The organism is Pseudodesulfovibrio profundus, from assembly GCF_900217235.1.
GTDB classification, from domain to species: domain Bacteria; phylum Desulfobacterota; class Desulfovibrionia; order Desulfovibrionales; family Desulfovibrionaceae; genus Pseudodesulfovibrio; species Pseudodesulfovibrio profundus.
In genome coordinates this window covers 965,001-985,582 of record NZ_LT907975.1, presented here as the reverse complement: position 1 = coordinate 985,582, position 20,582 = coordinate 965,001, and the positions used below count along the sequence as shown (strand labels likewise).

Sequence of the window (20,582 nt, the reverse complement as noted above, 5' to 3'; positions counted from 1 at the left end):
AATGGAACAGGATCTCAAAACAACCATCAAAGGTGAAATCCTTGCGGTTAAGGATTTGCCTACCTTGCCTCATGTCCTCGATGAAGTGACAACTTTGATTGAGAACCCCGAGACATCCAGCGAAGCTATAGCCAAGGTGATTGCCACCGATCAGGTGCTTTCTGCCAAAGTGCTGAAGATGGTCAACTCGCCCATCTACGGGTTCCCCGGTCGCATCAGCTCCATCCAGCATGCTCTTGTTTTGCTCGGGTTCAATGTTATTCGCGGGATCATCATTTCCACTTCGGTATTCGATATGATGGTTCAAGCCATGAAAGGGTTGTGGGAGCATTCCCTCGGCTGTGCAACCGCCTGCAACATCATTGCCCGTCGCGCCGGATTTGAAGACCCGGAAGAGTATGCCGTGGCCGGGTTGCTCCACGACCTTGGAAAAGTTGTCACAGCAGTTCAGTTGCCGGATGTGCATGCTCGGATCATAGATACGGTCAAAGCCAAAGAGCTGACGTATTTTGAGGCGGAAAAGGATGTGCTCGGGTTCGGGCATGATCGCATCAATGCGTGGCTTGCACGGCATTGGGGGTTGCCGCCCAATATTCGCGAGGCCATGAGCCGTCATCACTCCCCACAACTAGCGGAGTTCTACAAACCCATGTCCTGCGTGGTCCATATCGGCGATTATCTGGTTCGTCTTTTCGAGTTTGGGAATTCAGGTGATGATCAGACGGCGTATCTCCGCCCGGAGGCTCTCATGGGGCTGAATTTTAAAATGTCCGACCTCGATAAAGTCATGGACGAGATGGCTGATCAATTCCTTGAGGTGTCTGATCTGACTTTCTAATTACCGCTACCTCTGCTAGATTCCACTCATGACTCAAACTCTGGAAGAATCGCTTTTTCAACGCAAACAGACGGCGTTTTTATTGTCACCGGACAAGGCGCTTGCAGAATTGCTTCAAAGTCTCTGGGCTCCGGATGTTTTGGAATTTCGTGTGTTCGAGTATGGCGGAACAGCCATCGAGCACATGTTCAATGAGCCACCGGATCTGCTGCTCGTAGATAACAGACTGCAGGACATCTCCGGCAAGGAAGTCGCCAATCTCGTTAAAAGTGAGAATGTCTACAGGCAGCTTCCTGTTGTCATGTGTGTCGACCCTGTTGATGTGGAAGAGCCATGGAATTGGAACAAGGTCGAAGTGGATGACTTTCTGGTGCGCCCATTCAATCCTTCTGAGGTGCGCGATCGCATCAACCTGACTCTCTGTCGCGCCATGCGCGCACTCGACGCGAATCCTTTGTCAAAACTCCCCGGGAACACCTCTATTATCCAGAGAATACAGTCTCTCATCGATGATCAGGAAGATTTTGCTCTTGCCTATTGTGATTTGGATTATTTCAAATCCTACAATGACAAATACGGTTTTTCCAGAGGCGATGAAATTCTGATGATGTCGGCACGGTTAATCGTGAACACCATTCGGAGCTACCCGGGGGTGATGAGTTTTGTGGGGCATGTTGGGGGCGATGATTTTGTGTTTATTTTGCCTCCCGACAAAGTCGAAGATGCATGCCAGCGAATAATCAAGGCTTTTGATGATATCGTGCCTCATTTTTACGATCCGGAAGATCGCAAGAAAGGGAATATCACATCCGTTGACAGGGAAGGAAACACCAAGGTCTTTCCTTTGATGGCGGTCTCCATAGCTGTTGTCGTCAATTCCGAAGGTCGTATCAAGCATTATGGCGAAGTCTCATCCATTGCCATGGGACTGAAGAAAAAAGCCAAAGAAAACCCCAAGAGCTGTTATGTCATTGACCAAAGAAAAGAGTAAATCTTGGGGCGATATGGTCCAGGGTTTTCTGGCGTATCTTGCTGTGGAAAAAGGCTACTCCGAGGCCACTATCCGTTCATACGGAACAGACCTTGAGCAGTTCGAAGAATTTCTGGGCCGCTCCAAGCGGTCCTTGGACAAGCCGCTCAGGATTGATCGCGACCATGTGCGCGGGTATCTGGCAGCAATGCATGGCAGGCGGCTGACCAAGTCGACAATGGGGCGCAAGCTGTCCAGTCTGCGAGCTTATTTCAAGTATCTGAAAAAACACAGGGTCATATCCAAAGACCCGACCGCTGGAGTGCGCAATCCGAAGCTGGAGAAGCGTAAGGCACAGGTGTTGAATGTCGATCAGGCCGTTTCCATGATGGAAACCTACATAGAGCCGGACCCTGAAGGGTTGCGCGACATCGCATTGGCCGAGTTGCTGTATGGCTCTGGGCTGCGCATCAGTGAAGCGATTGATCTGGATTTGAATGATGTGGACTCTGATGTGATCCGGGTTGTGGGTAAGGGCTCGAAGGAGCGCATCGTTCCTCTCAGTGACAGTTCGATCGATCGAATTCGGCGATACATAGAGCAGCGCCATGCGCTGTTGCAGGGCAATTACGCGGAGCAGGCACTTTTTATTGGAGTCCGAAGTGGCAAGCGATTGAATCGTCGGGCCGCCAATCGTATAGTGGCCAAGCTGGCTCGGTTGGCCGGTCTGCCAAAGGATGTTCACCCACATATGCTGCGGCATAGTTTTGCCACGCATATGCTTGAAGCCGGCGCAGACTTACGCAGTGTTCAGGAGTTATTGGGGCATGAAAATATATCCACGACTCAAGGGTATACGCATCTGGACATGCAGCGCATCATGCAGGTATATGATTCGGCGCATCCACGTGCTGGAGTCAGGCACAACGATGATGAAAGAGACTAACCCACTAGAATGGAGTGAAAATGGATAATCCAATGGTTCTTCTGGAAACACCGGAAGGCGAGATCCTTATTGAGCTGTTCCCTGATAAAGCACCAAAGACTGTAGAAAATTTCCTGCAGTATGTGGATAGTGAATTCTACGATGGGACACTGTTTCATCGCGTGATAAAAGGGTTCATGATTCAGACTGGCGGGGTGACTTTTTCCATGGAAGAAAAGGAAACCCGTGATCCCATTGAGAACGAAGCTGGAAACGGCCTGAAGAACACCGAAGGTACTGTTGCCATGGGCCGGTTGCCTGATCCTCATAGCGCCACCTCTCAGTTCTTTATTAATGTGGCTGACAACCCGGATCTTGATCATACCGGTGAAGAGGACGAGAACTTTGGTTACTGTGTCTTTGGAGAAGTGATTGACGGTATGGATGTGGCTGTGAAAATCAGCAAGAGTAAGACAAAAAGCTATCAGGGCTTTGATGATGTTCCTGTCGATCCTGTTTCGGTCATTACTGCCCGTCGTTTCGAATAGTTTTATACTGCATATCAATAAGAAAAGGGGCCTTGCAGCCCCTTTTTTCGTTTACTTGGATTCGGTCTGGTAAGGCCAGCCATTCATTCCCTTTTCCAGAATGAACAAGCGGCTTTCTGCTACACCTTGTTCGACATAGTAGTCGTAGGTTCTCTTTGCGCCACCACGTCCACCAGGGCAAACAATGACGACATCTTCTGTGGAGGACTTGATTTCGGGCAAGACCTTGGCGATCTTTGCGCGCTCTTCGTCGGTTTTTACCGGATAGGCGTTGGTTTCCACGGAACCGGGCAGATGCCCTTTGGCAAACTGGTCAATAGGGCAGATGTCAACAATAGTCATCTGGTCCTTGGCATCAAGTCTAGACCGCATTTCATCTTGAGAAATGTAGTTGTAGCCCATTGCGTGGGCCAGTGTGGGAATCAGGAGAGCCATCAGGGCTCCGATAATCAATTTTTTCACAGGTGAATCCTCCATTTGTTTTTTTAGTCTTGTAATCGAATATCTCTATTTGTTCTAGTTGAAATTATAATAGTACGGTTTGGCACAAATTATTTGCAGATCACTGCATCCCTTAAATTAATTCTCCCACAAGCCTGACGGTGGAGTAGTCTGGAAGATTATGTATAGGGTTAGTGTCAGCCCAAAAGGCAAAAAAAAGGCGGAATCTTTCGATTCCGCCTTTCGGCATTCTATAGTCGCAGCAATCTATTTGACTCTGCGGTCGTACTCGTCTTTGAGGCTGTTCATCAGCTCTTTGACGGTCACGATTTTGTCGACGAGGTATGCGTTCGCACCGGCAAAAGCAAAGCCGTGTTTCAGCTTGCCGCGGTAGGCGTTTACGAGAGCCTGAGCGATGCAGTAGGGGGATTTCTCCTCCGCACAACTATGCAGGCATTTGTGAACGCACTTCTTGGGCTGCTTGAGTCCGGTGGAAACTGCATCGAGAAATGAGTTCTTCAATGCTCTTCCAGGAAGGCCGACCGGACTTTTGATGATGGTCAGGTCTTCTTCCTTGGCTTGGACATACGCACGCTTGAATTCCTCGTCAGCATCGCATTCATGCGTTGCCACGAATCGAGTTCCCATCTGAACGCCGGAAGCACCCATCTCAAGGTACTTGGCAATATCTTCGCCGGTGTACACGCCACCTGCGGCAATGACGGGGATATCTTTCTGATGCTTTTCCCGGAAGGGAGTGACTGCATCAATGACTTCTTTGACAATGGACTCCAACTGGTACTTGGGATCATCCAGTTGCTCGGCCTTGAAACCGAGGTGTCCGCCTGCCTTGGGGCCTTCGACAACGAACCCATCGGGCAGGTAGTCGAATTTGTTCATCCACTTTCTGCACAGAATGGAAGCTGCACGGCCGGATGAAACAATAGGCACGAGTTTGGTTTTTACATCGGCTTTGACGTCCTCGGATACCTCGCGAAGATAGCCGGGGAGGTCCAGGGGAAGTCCAGCGCCGGAGATGATGACGTCAACACCTTCACGAATGGAGGTGCGGACCATGTCTCCGTAGTTGGTCAGCGCGCACATGATGTTTACGCCGAGCAGACCGTCGGTCATTTTCTCACGGGCTTTTCGAATCTCTTCGATCAGACCGCGATGGTCAGCAGCTTCAGGATCTTTAGCCCTTAACGGGTCGCGCATGCCAATCATGGAAGTGGCGATTACGCCGACTCCACCTTCGTTAGCTACTGCACTGGCAAGACCGGAAAGGGAGATGCCGACACCCATACCGCCTTGAATAATTGGAAGTTTGGCCTTCAATTCGCCAAACGACAAAGTGGGTAGATTCATTGGTTTACCTCGTTAGAATTTTCTAATTATACGTCACTTGCGCCTAAAAGTTGTTCAAGTCAAGGTAAACACGTGTTTAAATCAAACTTTCTTACAAGCCGATATGCTCCTTTACAACCATTCGTGCAAAGGACATGGAACTGGTGAAAGCAGGAGAGATGGAGTTTAATATATGTAATGTATTGGCTCGCCCTTGAACCACGAAGTCCATGACCAACTCCTTACTCTTCGTATTTATGAGTTGTGGACGAATACCGACCTTGGGGCTTGGAAGCAGGTCATGTGGGGCGAGATATTTGACCAATTTGCGGGCATCATTGAAAAAGTGTTTGAATAAGTACTTTCGAGGTTCCTCTGCGGCAATGTTGCGGAACTTTTCATTTTCCAACAGCATCTCGATATCTCGTAAGAGGATGGAAAAGAACTCCCGGTCAATCCCTTTCAAAATGCCATAATTCTCTCTGCCAAAAGCCGGAATAGCCGTAGGCCCGACATAGACATCCCCATGTACATTCCGCGTAAAGTGGATTCCCAGAAATGGGTTTCGGATGTTTGGGACAGGATAGATGGAGCCTTGAATCTTTTTGGCGGCCGGCTTTTTTAGAACATGATAGATGCCCTTGAAGGGAAGAAGACGATAGTTTTTTCCAACGCCAAATGCCTTGGCAATTGTATCGCTATATGCTCCCGCAGCATTGATAAAATATTCATAGCCAATGGCGTCCTGAGTGGTCAGAATCTTGTTCTCATCGGCTTGTTCAAATGGTGTGTTGAAGAAAAACTGTACTTTGCCCGAAGCCTCCAGATCTCTTTGTAGGGATTGGAGGATCGTTTTGGGGTCTACGACTGCGGTAAGTGGTGAATGAAGGGCTCGTTGCACGGTTGTTGCGTTGGGTTCAATCTCGGCAAGCCGCTTTTGGTCGATCATTTCAACCACGCCGCCATTTTGGGTGGCGCGTTGTTGTAATTCGTCCAACGTATCCAGTTCTTCTTCGGAACGGGTTACAATGACTTTCCCGGAGTTAAAGAGCGGTAACTGTCTTGATTCACAATAGGATTGCATGAGCCTATTGCCTTCCAGACACATTCGGGCCTTGAGGGTGCCTGGATCATAGTAGATACCTGCATGGAGCACACCGCTGTTGCGACCTGACGCATGTTTGCCAACGGCTTCTTCCTTGTCAAAAATGATGATGCTGTCAGCGCCTGATGCCAACAACTCTCGGGCAATGGTTAAGCCAATAATTCCGGCACCACAGATGACAAATTGGGCGCTATGCATTGTCTACCTCTTGCTCAGGAGTTTCAGGCCAGTTAGCGGATCGGTTTTGCGAATCATGTCCAGATTCAGTATCTCCATGATGATCACCTCTCCAACCAGCCAGACGTCCAGTCCGGGGCGGATACACCCTGTGCGGGTTTTGCCATCCCGTCCCAGTGCCGCGTGCATATGTAAAAGCGGGCTACCTTCGTCGTCGGCTATTATCGTTCCGATAGCAGCGACTTCATGGGCGTTGTCGATCATGTGGAGGATAGGGGCTATCGTTGAGGAAGCACCATCTTCAGGGCCAACGACGATATTCCCTTTATCCACGCCACCAATCATGGTGCACATGGCCGCTTTAATTTCTTTTTCTGCCGCAAAGGCCTCTATGCAATCGGGAATACGGTCGTCATCTTCCAGCCGAAGAGTGAATATTCGTCCAATTTTACCTTCGCTGTATTGCATCTGAACCTCCTATTGTCCGCAGGGGATTTTGAAATCGCACCATTCGCAGCGCTTTCCTGGATTTGGTGAAAATTGATCCGTAGTCATCATGTGCCGAATGATGCAGCTAATGAGAGTGGGGGTCATGGACTCAATGGCTTCATGGCGTTCCTGGTCCGTCCATTTCGGGCCGAATGCAAATTCGGATTTCCCGTTCTCTGCTAATTTGATCAACCCTGCATCATGTGGTGTCTGGTTTTTCTCATTGAGATACAGATACATATACAAAGGAAGCTGGACTGATTGAACTGATTGGGCGATATCCGCCAACAGATCAACATCATTTTCCTCTGTTTTGAAGTCATGGACTCGATCCCATAGCTCCATGTCTTCCCACATATTCTTTCGAGGCAGGACTCCGCCGCCGGTCTTGTAGTCCAGGATGACCACACCTTCATCGCGCTCTTCAATGCGGTCGAGTTGCCCGTTAATGGGAATATCTTTGCCATCAACGAATAACGCTGTTCGCAGTTGGTCTTCCAGCCCAAGCAGAGTGGTCGGCTCCAGGCTGTCCAGGTATTGTTCAAGCCGGAAGTGGCCTGTTTTACGTAGCGCCATTCTTGTATCAAGGGCCAACTGTCTGTAAAAGCTGCTCGATTTAAGTCTCTCGTCAAACAAGGAGAGCAGGCTTGCGGAGTCGACATGCTTGAAGTCCACCTTGCGCCCAATGAACGGCTCGTGAAATTCACGGAGAACATCGTGCAGCAGTGAACCGAACTCGCTTCGATCGCCGTCTTCATCAACCTGTTTTATGGGGCGGACTTTGCACAGGTCGGAATAGTAGAATTGCTTGGGGCAGTGCATGTATCGGTCTATTCGAGAAGGCGAAAGGCCTTGATCGACCAAAAGGGCATGCAACTGATCTCTGATGGTGCTTGTGATGGATATCGCTTTGCTGTCATTCACCAGCGCCCCAACAGAGAAGGTCATAGTTCGGATCAATGGATCACCGGGTTCAATGATTCGTTGTTCTTTTTGCTCCCGTTCCCAAAGCAACTGTTCAACGAATCGACTGCGTGATGATTTGGAATCAAGCAGTCCCGGCTGGATACCGTTCTGATAATAGATGACCGCCTCATCCGCCCCCATGAGCAAACGGTAAAAGTTGTATCCTGAAACATTGTCCCGTTCCCTGGCATCAGGCAGGCCAAGCAGCTTGCGGAGCGGGTCTGGAAGTAGGGGGTCGTAGGCATCTGTTCCCGGCAGGCGTTCTTCCACGGCATCGAGAATGAACAACCGGCGAAAATGCAGCAGGCGGGTTTCGAGAACACCCATTACCTGCAATCCTCCCAGCGGCTCGGGCTCGAATGATACTCTCTCTTGAGAAAGGAGTCTTCTGAGCAGTGCGAACAGGGTGGACTGACTGTATGGTTCCGTCCGATTTTCCACGCTTCTGAGTTCTGGAATGATTGAGGTCGTGAGTCTGAAGAGGCATTCTGCATCGACCAGATAATCCAACCATAATTGATGCCCGTGCTCATGGAGCATGGCGGCAAGCGAATTCAGCGCATTGCCCAGTGTCTCAAGATTGGAGACAGACTCAAATGCCATGAGGCAGTGATCGAGAATACTCTTGCGAAGGGCTTCGGTAGTCCCTTCATCAACCCCTTCCAGAACCGTGTCGCCATACGGTGGCATGTAGGCCAGTGGCGAAATGTGTCGTTCTCCTATGCGAATCTCTGCTTCCCAAACATGAAAAACCTTGCGCAGTGGCTTGTCTTCCGGTCCCAAAAGCCGAAGGTAGGGGTGGCGGATGAGATCGACAATATCACGCCAGTAATAGCGGCCGTCATCCAATCTGTTTTCCTGGAGTTGCAGGATCGTTTCGATCAATCTGGCAAGGGAGGTCCGTGCAAGTGGGTATCCCATGGAAATGTTGATGTCTGCCTCGGGCAGGTGATGCATGACCGGCATGAGTGCGCCTTCGTCCGGAAGGATGACGGCACTGTCCGTCAGTAGTTGCGATCCTTCAAGGTCGTCCGACAGGGCCGCAAGTTGGGAATGGCGATCGAACCCTTCACAGAATCGAATGGCGGGTTGGTGCTCCCGCTCAACCACTGTCTCAGGGATGACGGCAGAGGCTCTCCAGCGACGGAGCCACGCCTTGTGCTCTGATACGGCCCAGTGGCTTGTCTCTTTTCTGGCAAGGGCCGGATCGGAGTGAAGGATCGGATGGAGTATCCCATCAGACCACAATCGTTGGAAAAAGATGTTTTCGGTACCGCTTAGAGCGTAGAAACCGGCAGCGATGATGGACTTACCTGCCTGCATTTCTGCAGCGTCATTGATGTTGCTGGTGATATAACGCCAGTCCAGCCCCGGTGTCGTCCAGTTCTTTTCCGAGAGTCGTAAAATATACAGCCGGTGGATAGTGCTTATTTGCTCCAGAAGTCCAACCGCATACGGGGCAACTTCGCCTTCGAGATAGGTAAGGTCTTCCGGTTCGATGTCCTGTCTCAGAAGATCGTCCATGAGTTTGGCAAGACGAATGCCCCAAGGGAGGAAGTCCTCTCGGTTGAGTTCGGGCAGGCGGGCCAGCAGTCCTTTCCCTGACTGGCGTAATTCAGTCACGATACCGTAGAGTAGCTCGACAAGATCGAGTTGATGGGCGTTCATGACCGAAGCATCTGTTAAATCCCTTCGGATTTCCGTCACAAAGTCGGATATGGATACCATGCGCGGGAGCATGACGGGACCATTGAATCCGCCATTGTTCTTGAAATATTCCTTCAGGTAGAGGCGAGGTCGGTTGTGAGGTAGCACAACGGTGCATTGACTGAAGTCTGGACGGTCCAGCAGCAACTCGCCGAGGGCACTAATGAAGTCCTGTTGCCAAGGGATGAGGTGAATGGGGTTCATTACGCCTCACCTCCGATATACCGAACCGTATGCAGATCAAGATAAATCAGCATGCCCTGAATGGAAGAATGGCCCATTTCCCGGAGTATATTCATGTATTCAATTACTTGTTGTTCGTTTTCCGGTGCTGGGTGACCGGTTTTGAAGTCGGCAACGGTTGTCGTGTCCCCGATGTGTAGTAGGTCGAATCGTTTGAAGGCACCTTCACTGTCCATGACTTCCGGTTCACGCAGACCCGATTTGAGTAGCTCGCGAATAGCAGGCTCACTGAGTATCCAGTCTGTCATGCTATCAAGGTCAGCATGGAGCTTGTGCAGCTCCACTTCTTCCAGTGCATGAACAGCCGGGAAATCCTGAACTGCCAGCTGAATGGCGCGGTGCTTGTCCACGGCATCATCACCGGTTAGGCGCAGGTACTCCATAACTCGGTGGGCTATTTCTCCACGCATGGCCGCATTGTAAAAATACTCTTCCCGGTTGTGTCTGTATACGCGAAGACGAGGAAGCCATTCCATCAGGGAGGGCATGTCCTCCTGTTTGGGAAGCGTGTTCGGCATGTGTTTTTTGGGCTTTTCCGAGAGATTCTTTGAATCATCCAATGAACCATACTCGAAGACCATATCATCGTTGATATCCAGGAACTGTGTCATTGCAACTGTAGCTGGCGAGAGGGAGGGCTTTTCGGTGAAGAAACCGTACAGCTCTTCGCGAGCACGAGTCCAGGCGACATACAGCAGGTTCAACTGTTCCCGTATATTTCTGCCAAGGCTTGTTTGATACGCTTTGCCCAGCCCCTTTTTCATGGGGGTGAGGAGAGCGTGTCCGTTGTGCTTTCGGATGGTGAAATTCTGGTCTGGTGATGCGTTCCAGTTGTGGAAGGGGACGATGACCACAGGGAACTCCAGTCCTTTGGATTTGTGAATGGTCATGATGTGAACCGCATCGATGTTTTCCGGAAGAGGCACTTTTTCTTCGCCGGATTTTTCCGACCAGTATTGTAGAAAAGCGGAGAGTGAACTGCATCCGTTTTCCTCGCTGAGGTGCACGACTTCCAAGAAACGCCGTATGTATAGTTCTGCATCCTGATGTCGCTCGAAGACCCTGAATACGCGGATGGCTTCACGGGTCAGGTCATAGGGAGTCATGACCCCGGATTGATTATAGAATGGTTCAATGAACTGCGACCACGCCTCTGGGAAATCCTGCCGGAAGCACACACCGAGTGGGCGTTTTCTCGGTTGTGTGAGCCACTCGCTGAGTTGCTCTTCGTCGATGCCGGATTCGGCCAGAAATAATTCGTTTCCTGTGATGAGAGTGAGCAGGGCCATGTCGTTTCTGGGGAAATCGATGAATTCCAGCAGGCTGATCAATTGTCTGACTATGGGGTGTCTGTCCAACTGAAGGGAGTTTTCCGTAATGACCGGTATCCCTTTGTCGACCAGCAGATCACAAACCACGGAAGCGTGGTCGTGACTGCGCACGAGGATGGCGATATCGCGGTACCGGCGACGCAGAGTCACCTCATCCAGCAGCGTATCAAGCGATTCAAGAGTTTGCTCTTCTACATCACTGGCGTTGCCGCCCGGGAGTTGCTGGAACCGGACATACCCCTCGGTATCAACGCTTTTCGGAGGAAGGGATTGGGCGCATCCTTGAAAGCCGACAGTAATATCGCGAGCGAAGTCTTCCTGAAACGATGTATCTGCATCGCTGAACAAGGTGTCGGCAAGCTCACGTGCCGCGATCGGATTCTCCAAATTCGAGAAAAAGGTATTGTTGAACTCGACAACGTTTTTGAAGCTGCGCCAATTGTCTGGCAGGGTGTCACTCTTTGTGTGCTGTGCAAGATCAGCAACTTCCGGCTGGGTAATGATCTCGTCAAACAGTGCTGAGTCTCCGCCGCGCCAGCCGTAAATGGCCTGCTTTACATCACCCACGTAATAGAGTGAGCCGCCTTTGGCCAGGCACTCCTGAGCAAGAGGCGTTATAGCCTGCCACTGCTCCCGGCTGGTATCCTGAAATTCGTCCACCAGAAGATGGTGCAGACGGCAACCGAGGCGACAGTATGCTTCGGATACGGCATCCCCCTCTGCAAGGAGGTAGTTCACGTACCCTGCCAGGGAGGAGCCGAGGATCATGCCGCGTTGTCGCTGTAATTCATCCAGACCATTGAGCACTCGCAGGGCGATGTTGATGGCTGGAGCCATGAAGTAGGCTCCGGTGAGTATTGCGTGATCGCTGGCGTATCGGGAGCAGGCTTGCTTGAGTTCGCGATAAACCTGCTCAAGATCGGCGTCCACTTTGTCTTTGCCAGCCTTGTTCACGCAGTCGCAAAGCGATTCCTTCTTTAAATAGGCAGAGTCCTTGGGCGTATCGAAGAGTTCCTGATCAAGGGCGCCCATAAGAAAGTCGTTGAACCGTTTGGCAAACGGCAGCCCACAGTTGGCAAAGGTTGTGAGCGTTGTCTGTACCGACTGCTTGTAGTCGGAGTGGGCGTTGACCAGTTGCGTTTTTATTTCGTCCTGATCTGTCAGGAGTGAATCCGGTGTGTTGCGCAGGAATCGGGTGAGTTCGAGCAGCCGCTTGCGCATGGTGTCCTGAATCCAGAACCCGGTGCGCCCTTCGGAATGCAGCATGGTTTCCATGGTATCCGTAAGCAGCTCATATTCTGCTTCCTGTTCGGAGCAGACTGTGAGGTAGTGATCGAATACGGCATCAAAGAGTTCCGATTCGTCGAAAACAATCTGAAAATCCGGGCGAATACCAAACTCAAGCGAAAAAAGTCTGAGCAGAAGTGCCAGAAGAGAGTCGATGGTTCGGATATTAAGCCGATGGTAGCGTCGAAGTATGGAGTCGATCGCTTTTGCTGCTGTCTCAGGTGCGGCGTTCGTCATCTGTGGCTGATCAGGAAGAAGCGCTGCGTGCTTGAGGCCGCTGATCACGCGTTCCTTCATCTCGGTGGCTGCCTTGTTGGTAAAGGTGACAGCCATTATTTCCGGCCAGGCGTAGCCTCGATGCGGCTTACCCACGCAGGCAAACTGTTTTTGCGAGCTGTCGGCATTGTCGAGCAGCGTGAGAAAGCGGCGAGTCAACTGATAGGTTTTGCCGGAACCGGCAGCCGCTTTGACTTGTTTGAGTTCTGACATGTTATTGATTTCCTGTATTGGCTCTGCTGGCTTTGGTGCCGGATAAAACGACGATGAGAACGGCTGCAATTATGAGTGAGCTTCCCGCATACCCCATGATGGAAAAGGTTTCTCCAAACAGGAGAAACGCAAAGATTGCAGCGACAACGGGTTCGAATGTGGCAACGATCGAAGCTCTCGTGGCGTCCATGCGCTTCAGCCCTGCGTAGTAAAAGGAAAAGGCACCGTAGGATGTGACGGCTGCCATGGCCGTGAGCATGAACCATGCGTAGGGAGACTTTGGTTGAAAGTCGATGAAAGGAAAAAGGAGTGCTGCGCCAAAGGGGAGCGCATAAACAAAGATCGTAGGGGTAGCGTATCGGTGGAGATATTTTTTCCCGAAGATGTAATACAGCGCATACGTGAAGCCGGAAACCAATCCTGCGGCCAGGCCGAAGAGATTCAGAGATATGGAATTGCCGCTCAACAATTTGGGACCGAGGCTGATACAGATGACGCCGGTAATGGTCATGACGACACACAACATCTTGATTGTCGTCATTTTTTCCTTGAGCACAATCCATGATAGAAAAGCGACCCAGGCCGGGGCAGTATAAAGGAGTACTGCTGCCAGAGCCATTCCCACGTCGCGAATGGCCAGTTGGTAGGAGCCGTAAAACATGGTCACACAAATAAAGCCGAATGCGAACAGGAAGGGGAGGTCGCTTGGCTGTGTCTTGACTTGCTTTTTTATGCAGGCATGAATCACGAACATGATCCAGGCCAGTGAAGCTCGCCAAAAAGCAATTTCCAGGGCAGTGATGCCTTCGGCCAGAACTTCCTTAGCGAAAATACCGATGATGCCCCACATGATGGCGGCAATCAGAACGTAGATCAGACCTCGTATATCCATTATGCATAACTCGTGGAGAATGGTAGGGAGTGAGCGGGATGTCCGGGCTTATTGCGGGTTGTTTCTATCATCTGGCGACTTTAGGATATCTGGGCTGTGGCGTCAAAGACAGATAAGATGTTGCTGGTTGGTAACGATGGTGTGTAGGGTAGAGGTATGAACAACAGCAGTACACATATTATCCCTGACAGTTTTGATGGAAAACGCTTGGACAATGCCTTGTCTTTGGTTCTGCCTGACAGCGGCCTTCGCCTCCGGCGTCGTTATTGCGATGAAGGATTAGTGCAGGTCAACGGCCGAAATCGAAAGCCGGGATACAAGGTGCAGAGTGGGCAGGAAATTCGTGTCGAGTTCCCGGAGTCTCAGCACTCACTCCCGGAGGTTGAGATTGTGAGCCAATCGGACACTGTTGCTGCTTTGTTCAAGCCTGCCAAGGTTCACTCCGCTTCAATTGTCGGCAAGGATACTCCCAACGTTGAGAGTGCGTTGAAGGATTTGTTTCCAGATCATTCGCCCGTTTTGTTGAATCGACTGGACTATCTGACGTCGGGCCTGCTGTTGGTGGGGTTGAATCGTGGCGGTTGCGATACCTACCACGCCATGGAATCAGACGGGACAATCAGGAAGTTCTATCTAGCTTTGGTCGAAGGGCGCTTTGACGGGACGGCGACAGTCAAGTGTGAGCTGGATGTGGATAATCGCAAGGTGACGCGCGTACTTGAAACAGACACAAGTGACGAGCGTCGTTGGACGGAAGTTCATGCGTTGGGGCATGATCGCGAGCGGAATATCACGCTGGTGAGGTGCATGATTACCAAGGGTGCGCGTCACCAGATTCGTGCTCATCTGTCATCAATTGATCATCCGATAGTGGGCGATCCTGTGTATGGAAACGGGAGTTCCGAAGAAGCATTGCATTTACACCATTACAAGGTGGAAATGGACGACTTCACAGCCCGGATAGGTGTTGGTTGGGCGGATGACTTTGCAAAGTGAATGAGAGAACGGTTGTAGGCAAAACATACTCAAATAAAAAGGCCCGACAGTATAAACTGTCGGGCCTTTCATTGTATTACATTGCGAAACTATTTCTTTTTATCCATGGCTTCCTGAAGTGCGGCGCCGAGCAGGCCCATACCACCGGTTCCACCTGTGGAAGGCTTTTTCTTGGGAGCAAACTGTTTCCAGTCACCGTCATCCTGAGCGTCTTCTGTGGTCAGGGATATTTTCCTTTCTCCGGCTTTCACTTCACCAACGACAATTTCGACCGTGTCGCCAGAGTGCAGCTTCTCGTACTTGGACGCACTCTCGCTCCGAGCAATGACGGATTTTGGAAGCAGGCCGGTGATGCCAGGCTCCAGTTGGATGAAAATACCGAACTGTTCCTGCTTTTCAACTGTACCCTCAACCTTCTGGCCACTCTGGTACTTGTCCTCAACGTCAAGCCACGGGTCTCCTTCGGCGTCTTTCATGGAAAGACCGATGCGGCGGCTATCCGTATCGATGGATTTGATCTTGACGGAAACGGTCTGGCCTTCCTTGACGAAATCGGAAGGCTTGTGAACGCGCTGGGTGTAGCTCATTTCAGAGACATGCACCAAGCCATCGATGCCGGGAGCGATTTCGACAAAAGCACCAAAATCAGCAAGGCGAACAACCTTGCCGGTGACCTTGTCGCCTTCGGTAAAGGAGGAGGTGACAGTGTCCCATGGGTCTTGCGCCAGCTCTTTCATGGAGAGTGAAATCTTGAGGCGTCCCTTGTCGTCGTGCTCGTAGCGGGTGACTTTCGCTTTGACCTTCTGGCCTACAGTGACAGCCTCTTCAGGGTGTCCGATGCGGCCATGGGAAATCTGCGAAATGTGAACCAGCCCATCAAGGCCGGGCATGATCTCGACAAATGCACCAAAGGGTGCGAGTCGCTTGACGACACCTTCGACTTCATCGCCGACTTTTGTTTCAGCGGTGAAGGTCTCCACTGCCTGCGCAGTTTCTCTCTCCAGAAGGTCGCGACGGGAAACAACGATGTTACGGCCGCCTTGCTCCAGTTTGGTGATCAGGAATTCCAATGTCTTGCCGACATATTCTTCCGGATCCTCAACAAAGCGATTGTCGATCTGGCTGACAGGGCAGAAAGCACGACGCTGCATGATCGTCACATTGAATCCGCCTTTGCAGGTGGATGCAACATTTCCCTCTACCGGGAGAGCGCTTGCTTTTGCTTCTTCCATCATCGCCAAGCCGCCAATGCCGGAAAGGGCGCGCGACAATTTGATGCCGCCGGAATCCTTGCCAACGACGTACAGCTCAACCGTGTCGCCTTCCTTGACTGTGCAGTTGCCCTCTTCATCGAGCAGCTCTTCCTTTTCGACCACACCGTCAAGCTTGGTACCAGTATCGACAAAGATACTGGTTTCTCCAACCTGGATGACCTGACCGGCAACTTTGTCACCGACATTCAGGTCGTCACCACCGCCTTCGCTGTACTGTTCAAACAGTTCGGCAAAGCTGGCTTCGCCTTCTTCCACGCCATTACGCTCTTTGAATTCTTCGGACACGATACTTACCGTCACATAAAAAAGGTTAGGTTAATAAGGCCTTGGCAAAGTCCTTGCCGTTGAACGGGCGAAGGTCTTCCATCTTCTCTCCGAGTCCAACAAAGGTAATCGGGAGTTTGTTCTGTAGTGTAACCGCAACGACAACGCCGCCTTTGGCAGTTCCGTCAAGTTTGGTCAAAATAATCTCATCAACACCAACAGCTTCGTTGAAAAGCTTAGTCTGTGAGAGTGCATTCTGACCGGTGGTCGCGTCAATAACCAAAACACAACGATGCGGTGCACCTTCATGTTTTTTCCCGACCACACGTTCAATCTTTTTCAACTCTTCCATGAGGTTGACCTTGGTGTGGAGTCGACCTGCCGTATCCAGAAGGAGGAGGTCGTACCCCTCATTGACGGCCTTATCCATGGCTTCATACGCAACAGCAGCAGGATCAGAGCCTTCAGCTTTTGCAAAAAAACCAGCGCCGATGCGATTAGCCCACACTTCCAACTGCTCAATGGCAGCAGCGCGGAAGGTGTCGCCCGCAGCGATGAGAACCTTGCGTCCCTGCATCTGGGCACGGTGAGCCAGCTTTGCAATGGTGGTGGTCTTGCCGACACCATTGACGCCAACCATCATCAATACTTCAGGTGGGTTAACCGCTTCGATACGAGGGGGTACCTTGAATATTTCTTCCAGCTCGTCACGGAGAATGTCCTTGAAATCGTCAGGATCATCTGTGCCGGCCTTGCGTGCGCGCTCTTTCAGGTTGTCCATGAGCTGGTTGGCTGCTTCCATGCCAACATCTGCCATGATGAGGATCTCTTCAAATTCTTCCCAAAAGTCGTCATCCAGCTTGGAGTGGGATGACAGCAGGCCATCAATACGCTTGGTGATCTGTTCGCGCGTTTTGGAAATGCCTTCGGAAAGCTTGACGAAAAGTCTGTCGCGCTCGTCTTCTTCGTCTTCAAGGTCCAGAGCCAGTGCCAACCGGTACTGCAGCTCGGATTTGAATTCTTCGACCGCTTCATAGCCCATTTCATCAAGCCATTTGTCGAACTTCTTGATGAAAGCCTTTGATTCGTCTTCAGGTGCGCCAAGCGCTCGGAAAAGAAAGGCGAGTCGATCCCAGAGGTCTTGTCCTTTTTCTTCAACGCCTTCCACAATGATATTGAGCCATTGCGAGAGCTTTGGCTCAGCCTGGCGCAGGGCAAGAGTAAGACCTTTCTGCCAGTCCTCGGTCGCGGTCGGGGCCGCATCTGTTTGTTCTTGATGATCGGGAGAAGGAGGGGCGGTAGTCTTGTCTTCTGTGGCGACTTCTTCAGTGGGAGCTATCGGCGGTTCCGGCTCTCCTTCCGCTTCCGTTTCCAACCCGGCTTCTTTCTTGTATTCGTCAAGTGCCTGTTGAGCCACATCTTCGGGGCTGGCCCAAGCTTTTTTCAATTTGCTAAAAAATCCCATCCGGTCCTCATGATTATTATCGTTGCAGTTTGCGGGTGTTCATAGCCTACCTCTTGTCCGGAGGCAATAGACTATGCCTTTTTAGAAAAAACCGGTAGGGGCATATTCTATGCTATTTGGCTGAGAAGGTCGATACTCAACTAATAGGCGCACGATATTGTTACCATGTTTATATATAGATGTCCGTTGCCAATTAACACTAATATCGGTAAGAGCGGGAAAAAAACACCATAAGGATGTAGAAATATGAAACGAACAAAGATCAAGCATGCCCTGAATGCGCAAGAACCCATGGCAGGAATCCACGTCGGTGGATGGGTTCGCACCAAGCGTGACAACAAGGGGTTCTCTTTTGTGGAGATCAACGACGGATCCTGTTTGAGCAATATTCAGGTCGTAATCGATCATACTCCCGAGATTGTTGAAACTCTCGCCAATGTCGGAACCGGTGCTTCTGTGGCTATCGACGGTGAGTTGGTTGAGTCTCCTGGCAAAGGTCAGAAGTGGGAGATTCGCGGCACATCCATCAAGTTGCTTGGTGGGGCGGATCAGGAGACTTTCCCCTTGCAGAAAAAGCGCCACAGTGATGAGTTCCTTCGTGGTATCGCTCACTTGCGCCCCCGCACGAATAAATACGGTGCCATTTTCCGTATGCGTTCCGAGCTGGCTCAGGCCATTCACAAGTTTTTCGCAGAGAAGGATTTCTTCTACATCCATACGCCGATCATCACAGGCTCTGATTGTGAAGGCGCAGGTGAGATGTTTCGCGTTACCAGCTTGGAACACGGTTCACAGAAGCCGGTAGAGGAAGATTTCTTTGGAAAACCGTCCTCCCTGACTGTTTCCGGGCAGCTTTCCGCTGAGATGTTTGCCCTGTCTTTGGGGTATGTGTACACCTTCGGCCCTACATTCAGGGCTGAAAACTCCAATACTCCCCGGCACGTAGCCGAGTTCTGGATGGTTGAACCCGAAATCGCTTTCGCTGATCTGGCCGATGACATGGATCTCGGCGAGGAAATGATCAAGTATTTGATTACCCACATGCTTGATCATAGCGCGGAGGATATCGAACTGTTCGCCAAGTTTGTTGACAAGTCGCTTATGGGCACGCTTGAGAACATCTTGAACAATCCTTTTGAGCGCCTTCCCTACACGGAGGCCATTCGTCTTCTCAAAAAGACCAAGAAGAAGTTTGAGTACCCGGTAGAATGGGGAATGGACCTCCAGACCGAGCATGAGCGTTTCCTTTGTGAGGAGAAGTTCAAAAAGCCGGTCTATGTGTATGACTATCCGAAGACGATCAAGCCGTTCTACATGCGTATGAACGATGACAACGAAACGGTTGCGGCCATGGATTGTCTGGTTCCGCGCATTGGTGAGCTCATTGGTGGAAGTCAGCGTGAGGAAAGGATGGATGTTCTTCTTTCTCGGATGGATACTCTTGGCCTCGATAAAGAAGAGTACTGGTGGTATCTTGACTCTCGTCGCTACGGTTCAGCTCCCCATGCCGGTTTTGGAATGGGATTTGAGCGTATGCTGATGTTGGTATCTGGAATAACCAATATCCGCGACGTTATGCCGTTCCCCAGAACGCCCAAAAGCCTCGAGTTTTAATTTGATTATTATATAGTAATAGAACAAAAGGCCCGACAGGATATGTCGGGCCTTTCCTTTATTTAATGGGCAGATATATTTCTGTCAGCAAATCCTCAGGCTTGGTGTGTTCTGGGGAGTTGAGATAGATCTCGAAGCTCGGTTGCTCGCGGAACTGATGTCCGCTTTCGGGGAGCCAAACTCCGAAAAGCTTGGCATAGGTTTTTTCCAGGTTTTCGTATGGGCCCTTATGAAGAGTAATGGCATATTTTCCGCCTGGGATGGTTTGGATGCCCACTTCCCCTTCAGCATCTATGCTGCCATCTACAGTCATGCAGGCGTCATATCGGATTTTTTCGGGTGGCGTTATTTGCGGATCATCGTGACAAATGCCGAGGAATTGTGTTTCGGCATTGATGATTTTTTTTGCATCAGCCCAGTCGCATAAAACCTTCCAGGCTTCGTCGCACTCAGCATACGGCCCTGTGTGGCGTTTGTATGCAACGCGCATTTCCAGGATATCTTTGACAGATACTTCCATTTTCATTTCTCCTTTTCGATTCAGAGTCAGTGTTGATCGCGCATTGTTTAATAAATAATGCACGGCTCCGGGGATTTTGTCGTATAGTTCATTCCAGTGCTTCTCGCTGTATTGAGAAGGTGCGCATGCAAACACCTTTTTGAAAGCACGGCTGAATGATTCAACTGTAGTGTAGCCCGCATCAAAAGCTGCAGTAGTGACACTCGAGCTGTTCAACGCCAATCGGATGGCTGCTCGTTCCAGGCGTATTCTTCTTATATGCTCACTTAGAGTTTCGCTCATCATTCCTTTGAAGATGCGGTGAAAGTGAGTAGGGGAGAAGTGGGCCTGGTTAGCGAGCGTATCCAAGGAAAGCTCCTCATCAAGGTTCTCCTGTATGTATATAAGTACAGTATATACGCTCATAATACGTTGACTTGGTGGTTTCCTTCATTTTGACCTCGTTACTGGCCTTATCAGATATCTGTTTTCATGGTGATTTGCTTGATATTTTCAACCAATAATCATCATGTCAGATGAGTGGTGATCAATTCAGTGGTTTTTAAAATAAAAAGTTAATCGTGTATACTCATATATTCCGGTAGATTAGGTGTTTTTGTGATGTGGTGATGCATTTTATTTTAAAAAACCGCTTGACGGTGGAGGTGGTTTGACCTAGAACCTCTTTCGTCGCACGGGGAAGCCCAACAGCAAC

16 protein-coding genes are annotated in these 20,582 nt (G+C 50.5%); 6 read left to right on the top strand and 10 right to left on the bottom strand.

Translation table 11 applies throughout. From position 1 onward, the window contains the following. Nucleotide 1: 1 nt before the first annotated feature. Genes DPRO_RS04860 through DPRO_RS04845 form a run of 4 tightly spaced genes read left to right on the top strand, consistent with a single transcriptional unit; the run spans nucleotide 2 to nucleotide 3,281 of the window. A complete protein-coding gene (locus DPRO_RS04860; RefSeq protein WP_097011044.1) occupies nucleotides 2-838 on the top strand; it encodes an HDOD domain-containing protein in 837 nt (278 codons plus the stop codon). 28 nt (nucleotides 839-866) lie between these two features. After that, nucleotides 867-1,829, top strand: a complete 963-nt coding sequence (locus DPRO_RS04855; RefSeq protein ID WP_097011043.1) for a GGDEF domain-containing response regulator — start codon at nucleotides 867-869, stop codon at nucleotides 1,827-1,829. Then, the gene (locus DPRO_RS04850; RefSeq protein WP_097011042.1) at nucleotides 1,804-2,754 is read left to right on the top strand and encodes a tyrosine recombinase XerC; all 951 of its coding nucleotides are present in this window, start codon (nucleotides 1,804-1,806) and stop codon (nucleotides 2,752-2,754) included. The genes DPRO_RS04855 and DPRO_RS04850 overlap by 26 nt, the downstream gene beginning before the upstream one ends. Nucleotides 2,755-2,774: 20 nt before the next feature. Further along, nucleotides 2,775-3,281, top strand: coding sequence for a peptidylprolyl isomerase (locus tag DPRO_RS04845; RefSeq protein WP_097011041.1), 507 nt, complete (start codon nucleotides 2,775-2,777; stop codon nucleotides 3,279-3,281). Between the two features lie 51 nt (nucleotides 3,282-3,332). Here DPRO_RS04845 and DPRO_RS04840 read toward each other — a convergent pair whose 3' ends face one another. The 7 genes from DPRO_RS04840 to DPRO_RS04810 all read right to left on the bottom strand — a co-directional run bounded on the left by DPRO_RS04840 (nucleotide 3,333) and on the right by DPRO_RS04810 (nucleotide 13,755). Beyond that, entirely contained in the window at nucleotides 3,333-3,743 is a 411-nt protein-coding gene (locus DPRO_RS04840) for a rhodanese-like domain-containing protein (protein WP_097011040.1), read from the bottom strand. A gap of 246 nt (nucleotides 3,744-3,989) precedes the next feature. Continuing rightward, nucleotides 3,990-5,090, bottom strand: coding sequence for an NAD(P)H-dependent flavin oxidoreductase (locus DPRO_RS04835; protein WP_097011039.1), 1,101 nt, complete (start codon nucleotides 5,088-5,090; stop codon nucleotides 3,990-3,992). A gap of 91 nt (nucleotides 5,091-5,181) precedes the next feature. Then, complete coding sequence (gene lhgO / locus DPRO_RS04830) at nucleotides 5,182-6,372, bottom strand: L-2-hydroxyglutarate oxidase (RefSeq protein WP_097011038.1); 1,191 nt, start codon at nucleotides 6,370-6,372, stop codon at nucleotides 5,182-5,184. Between the two features lie 3 nt (nucleotides 6,373-6,375). Beyond that, on the bottom strand, nucleotides 6,376-6,819 hold the full coding sequence (locus DPRO_RS04825) for a PPC domain-containing DNA-binding protein (protein WP_097011037.1): 444 nt from the start codon (nucleotides 6,817-6,819) through the stop codon (nucleotides 6,376-6,378). Nucleotides 6,820-6,828: 9 nt separating this feature from the next. Beyond that, nucleotides 6,829-9,717, bottom strand: coding sequence for a PD-(D/E)XK nuclease family protein (locus tag DPRO_RS04820; RefSeq protein WP_097011036.1), 2,889 nt, complete (start codon nucleotides 9,715-9,717; stop codon nucleotides 6,829-6,831). Then, nucleotides 9,717-12,863, bottom strand: a complete 3,147-nt coding sequence (locus tag DPRO_RS04815) for a UvrD-helicase domain-containing protein (protein WP_097011035.1) — start codon at nucleotides 12,861-12,863, stop codon at nucleotides 9,717-9,719. Before DPRO_RS04815 ends, DPRO_RS04820 begins: the two co-directional genes overlap by 1 nt. A gap of 1 nt (nucleotide 12,864) precedes the next feature. Continuing rightward, nucleotides 12,865-13,755 (bottom strand): DMT family transporter, encoded by an 891-nt coding sequence (locus tag DPRO_RS04810; protein ID WP_097011034.1) that lies wholly within the window; start codon nucleotides 13,753-13,755, stop codon nucleotides 12,865-12,867. Nucleotides 13,756-13,911: 156 nt separating this feature from the next. Here DPRO_RS04810 and DPRO_RS04805 point away from each other — a divergent pair, with 156 nt between their 5' ends. After that, complete coding sequence (locus DPRO_RS04805) at nucleotides 13,912-14,751, top strand: RluA family pseudouridine synthase (protein WP_097011033.1); 840 nt, start codon at nucleotides 13,912-13,914, stop codon at nucleotides 14,749-14,751. Between the two features lie 89 nt (nucleotides 14,752-14,840). Here DPRO_RS04805 and DPRO_RS04800 read toward each other — a convergent pair whose 3' ends face one another. Then, the gene (locus DPRO_RS04800; RefSeq protein ID WP_097011032.1) at nucleotides 14,841-16,310 is read right to left on the bottom strand and encodes a 30S ribosomal protein S1; all 1,470 of its coding nucleotides are present in this window, start codon (nucleotides 16,308-16,310) and stop codon (nucleotides 14,841-14,843) included. 25 nt (nucleotides 16,311-16,335) lie between these two features. Beyond that, nucleotides 16,336-17,754, bottom strand: a complete 1,419-nt coding sequence (ftsY, locus tag DPRO_RS04795; protein ID WP_097011031.1) for a signal recognition particle-docking protein FtsY — start codon at nucleotides 17,752-17,754, stop codon at nucleotides 16,336-16,338. A 246-nt stretch (nucleotides 17,755-18,000) separates the two neighbouring features. Between ftsY and asnS the strand changes: the two genes are divergently transcribed. Then, the gene (gene asnS / locus DPRO_RS04790; RefSeq protein ID WP_097011030.1) at nucleotides 18,001-19,368 is read left to right on the top strand and encodes an asparagine--tRNA ligase; all 1,368 of its coding nucleotides are present in this window, start codon (nucleotides 18,001-18,003) and stop codon (nucleotides 19,366-19,368) included. Between the two features lie 58 nt (nucleotides 19,369-19,426). Here asnS and DPRO_RS04785 read toward each other — a convergent pair whose 3' ends face one another. Continuing rightward, nucleotides 19,427-20,293 carry an AraC family transcriptional regulator gene (locus tag DPRO_RS04785; RefSeq protein ID WP_097011029.1) on the bottom strand — a complete coding sequence of 289 codons (867 nt, stop codon included), beginning with the start codon at nucleotides 20,291-20,293 and terminating at the stop codon, nucleotides 19,427-19,429. Between the last annotated feature and the right edge of the window lie 289 nt (nucleotides 20,294-20,582).

Excerpts from the sequence above, each read along its gene's own strand:
- ftsY (WP_097011031.1), bottom strand. The coding sequence starts at position 17,754 with ATGGGATTTTTTAGCAAATTGAAAAAAGCTTGGGCCAGCCCCGAAGAT.
- DPRO_RS04825 (WP_097011037.1), bottom strand. The coding sequence starts at position 6,819 with ATGCAATACAGCGAAGGTAAAATTGGACGAATATTCACTCTTCGGCTG.
- asnS (WP_097011030.1), top strand. The coding sequence starts at position 18,001 with ATGAAACGAACAAAGATCAAGCATGCCCTGAATGCGCAAGAACCCATG.
- DPRO_RS04845 (WP_097011041.1), top strand. The coding sequence starts at position 2,775 with ATGGATAATCCAATGGTTCTTCTGGAAACACCGGAAGGCGAGATCCTT.
- DPRO_RS04850 (WP_097011042.1), top strand. The coding sequence starts at position 1,804 with ATGTCATTGACCAAAGAAAAGAGTAAATCTTGGGGCGATATGGTCCAG.
- DPRO_RS04835 (WP_097011039.1), bottom strand. The coding sequence starts at position 5,090 with ATGAATCTACCCACTTTGTCGTTTGGCGAATTGAAGGCCAAACTTCCA.
- lhgO (WP_097011038.1), bottom strand. The coding sequence starts at position 6,372 with ATGCATAGCGCCCAATTTGTCATCTGTGGTGCCGGAATTATTGGCTTA.
- DPRO_RS04805 (WP_097011033.1), top strand. The coding sequence starts at position 13,912 with ATGAACAACAGCAGTACACATATTATCCCTGACAGTTTTGATGGAAAA.
- DPRO_RS04815 (WP_097011035.1), bottom strand. The coding sequence starts at position 12,863 with ATGTCAGAACTCAAACAAGTCAAAGCGGCTGCCGGTTCCGGCAAAACC.
- DPRO_RS04860 (WP_097011044.1), top strand. The coding sequence starts at position 2 with ATGGAACAGGATCTCAAAACAACCATCAAAGGTGAAATCCTTGCGGTT.
- DPRO_RS04810 (WP_097011034.1), bottom strand. The coding sequence starts at position 13,755 with ATGGATATACGAGGTCTGATCTACGTTCTGATTGCCGCCATCATGTGG.
- DPRO_RS04785 (WP_097011029.1), bottom strand. The coding sequence starts at position 20,293 with ATGAGCGTATATACTGTACTTATATACATACAGGAGAACCTTGATGAG.
- DPRO_RS04820 (WP_097011036.1), bottom strand. The coding sequence starts at position 9,717 with ATGAACCCCATTCACCTCATCCCTTGGCAACAGGACTTCATTAGTGCC.
- DPRO_RS04855 (WP_097011043.1), top strand. The coding sequence starts at position 867 with ATGACTCAAACTCTGGAAGAATCGCTTTTTCAACGCAAACAGACGGCG.